At 39.9% G+C, this 1,768-nt stretch carries 2 protein-coding genes; both read left to right on the forward strand.

Annotated features, from left to right (window positions below; translation table 11 throughout):
• Positions 1-185: 185 nt before the first annotated feature.
• On the forward strand, positions 186-1,490 hold the full coding sequence (locus IQ228_RS25680; RefSeq protein ID WP_027403784.1) for an aminopeptidase P N-terminal domain-containing protein: 1,305 nt from the start codon (positions 186-188) through the stop codon (positions 1,488-1,490).
• A gap of 171 nt (positions 1,491-1,661) precedes the next feature.
• Positions 1,662-1,768 (forward strand): helix-turn-helix domain-containing protein (locus IQ228_RS25685; RefSeq protein ID WP_193964952.1); only part of this gene is annotated, 107 nt, incomplete at its 3' end.

Genomic DNA, 1,768 nt, shown 5'->3' on the forward strand with positions numbered 1-1,768 from the left:
TTATCAATGTCATCATTTAAAAATTAAATCCTGTTTCATTGACAATCTCATCCCTAAAAGTCCTCATGGATTGTCAAGGAAATTAAAAATTGGTTAAAATAACTGAGATTAGCAATTTTTTCAACAACATTTATCAGTAGTCTATAATTGTTAAAGTCAAAAACAACACTATCAATAAATCAGCTATGCAAACAGAATATCGGCAACGTCGTGAGCAGTTAATGGCGAAAATAGGCAGCGGTACAGCGATTTTCAGAAGTGCGCCAACAGCAGTAATGCACAACGATGTCGAGTATGTTTATCGTCAAGATAGTGACTTCTTTTACTTAACTGGCTTTAATGAAGCCCAAGCAGTCGCAGTCTTAGCACCCCATCATCCAGAACATCGGTTTATATTATTTGTGCAACCCAAGGATAGGGAAAAGGAAGTTTGGAGTGGTTATCGTTGTGGAATAGATGCAGCGAAGGAGTTTTATGGTGCAGACGCAGCTTACCCCATTGCGGAGTTAGATGAGAAGTTACCCCAATATTTAGAAAAAGCCAATTGTATTTATTATCATTTAGGACGCGATCGCAATTTCAACGACAAAATTCTCAAACATTATCAAAATTTACTCCGAACCTATCCCAAACGCGGTACAGGACCCACATCCATTACTGATCCTGGTACTGTCATTAATACCATGCGGTTATATAAAAGCAAAACAGAATTAGACCTAATGCGTCAAGCCGTAGAAATTGCCGTAGAAGCTCATAATCATGCTTTAAAAACCACCGCACCGGGACGTTATGAATATGAAATCCAAGCCGAAATAGAACATATTTTCCGTTTACGAGGTGGCATGGGACCAGCTTATCCTTCCATAGTCGCATCAGGTAAAAATGCTTGCGTACTGCATTACATAGAAAACAACTGTCAAATGCAAGCCAATGATTTACTCTTGATTGATGCTGGTTGCGCTTATAGTTATTACAATTCTGATATTACCCGGACATTTCCCGTCGGTGGTAAATTCACACCAGAACAAAAAGCATTATATGAAATAGTATTAGCAGCACAAAAACAGGCAATAGCAGAAGTAAAACCTGGTAATTCCTTCCATGCACCTCATAATACAGCCGTGCGGATATTAACAGAAGGATTAGTTGAACTGGGTTTACTCAAAGGAGAAATTGACAAATTAATCGCAGAGGAAAAATATAAACCCTTTTATATGCACCGCACCAGTCATTGGTTAGGCTTAGATGTTCATGATGTGGGCGTTTATCAACATGGAGAAAACCCCCAAACCTTACAACCTGGACAAGTGCTAACCGTAGAACCAGGGCTTTATATTGTACCGCATACCAAACCCGCCGAAGACCAACCGGAAATTGACCCCCGTTGGGTAGGGATTGGGATTCGCATTGAAGATGATGTATTAGTTACCGCAGATGGAAATGAGGTTTTAACAGCGGGAGTTCCCAAGGAAATAAAGGATTTAGCTTAACCGACAGAAGCCCCACGACTGACCCGAAGGGCAGCGTGGGATGAATGGCGCGTGAATTAACGACAGTTTTTCGACCAAAGCGACAGCAAGGGAGAAAAACATGGAGGCAATTCACAAATCTTGTGTTATGGTGTGTTACAGTGTTTTATAATAAATTTCTTTCGCTCTAATATGTTAAAAGTTGTCAAAATCAGATTATATCCAGATGCCCAGCAGCAGCAGTCATTAGCACAAGCTTTTGGCAGTTGTCGTTGGTTATGGAACTATTTTTTGAATTT

Source organism: Dolichospermum sp. LEGE 00246 (assembly GCF_015207865.1).
GTDB lineage: Bacteria > Cyanobacteriota > Cyanobacteriia > Cyanobacteriales > Nostocaceae > Dolichospermum > Dolichospermum heterosporum.

What these genes read in the sequence shown, in the direction of transcription:
- IQ228_RS25680 (WP_027403784.1), top strand. Translation starts at nt 186, where the DNA reads ATGCAAACAGAATATCGGCAACGTCGTGAGCAGTTAATGGCGAAAATA.